The sequence below is a fragment of the uncultured Succinatimonas sp. genome (assembly GCF_905203285.1).
Classification (GTDB): domain Bacteria; phylum Pseudomonadota; class Gammaproteobacteria; order Enterobacterales; family Succinivibrionaceae; genus Succinatimonas.
In genome coordinates this window covers 1-1,124 of record NZ_CAJKVK010000160.1, presented here as the reverse complement: position 1 = coordinate 1,124, position 1,124 = coordinate 1, and the positions used below count along the sequence as shown (strand labels likewise).

Annotated in this window: 1 protein-coding gene; it reads left to right on the top strand. The window is 40.2% G+C overall.

Annotation, left to right across the window (positions count from 1 at the left end; genetic code table 11):
• Position 1: 1 nt before the first annotated feature.
• On the top strand, positions 2-1,124 hold a 1,123-nt coding region (locus tag QZ019_RS09825; RefSeq protein WP_295484654.1), incomplete at its 3' end, for a nucleotide sugar dehydrogenase.

The window sequence follows — 1,124 nt, the reverse complement described above, 5'->3', positions numbered from 1 at the left end:
TATGGCAAAAATTTGCGTTATAGGTGCAGGATACGTCGGAATGTCCCTTTCCGTACTGCTTGCCGTAAAAAATGAAGTTACCGTTCTTGAAATCAACAGCGAACGCGTTAAGCTCATTAACGAAAGAGTAAGCCCTATTACCGATAAAGAAATTTCCGAATATCTTGCAGTAAAGCAATTAAATTTAAAAGCCACCGATAATGCCGCCGACGCCCTTAAAAGTGCTGAATTTGTCATTATCGCCACACCGACTAATTACGATCCTAATCTTAATTATTTTGACGTAAGCTCGGTTTTAAGTTCAATTGACAGTGTTTTGAAATTTGCCCCTAATGCCCAAATTATCGTTAAAAGCACTTTGCCGGTCGGCTTTACCGAAGAAACTTCTGCTAATTTAAACCTGCATAATTTACATTTTTCGCCGGAGTTTTTACGTGAAGGTCTTGCTCTTTATGATAACCTTCATCCTTCGCGCATCATCGTCGGAACTCACAATGAAGCAGTAGGACATGCTTTTGCCGAGCTTTTAAAAGAGTCTTCTCTTGAAAAAGACGTGCCGGTTCTTATTATTCCGCCCACAGAAGCTGAAAGCGTCAAACTTTTTTCCAATACTTATCTTGCGCTGCGCGTTTCATTCTTTAACGAGCTTGATACATATGCGGCCAAAAAAGGACTTGACCCTAAATCCATCATTAAAGGAGTGTGTCTTGACCCGCGCATCGGCGATTTTTACAACAATCCTTCATTCGGCTACGGCGGATACTGTCTGCCTAAGGATACCAAGCAGCTTCTTGCCAATTTTGAGCACGTACCGAACTGCCTTATTAAAGCCATTGTGGAAGCCAACAGCATTAGAAAAGATTTTATTGCCGAAGATATTCTAAGCAAAAACCCTAAAACCGTCGGAATATACCGTCTTATCATGAAATCAGGCTCCGACAATTTCCGTGCTTCCTCAATTCAAGGTGTTATGAAGCGCATCAAAGCAAAAGGAATCAATGTTGTCGTATATGAGCCTTTACTTAAAGAAGACAGCTTCTTTAATTCTAAAGTCGAACGCGATTTAACTGCTTTTAAAAAGGAATGCGATTTAATTATCACCAATCGCATGCAAAAAGAATTAG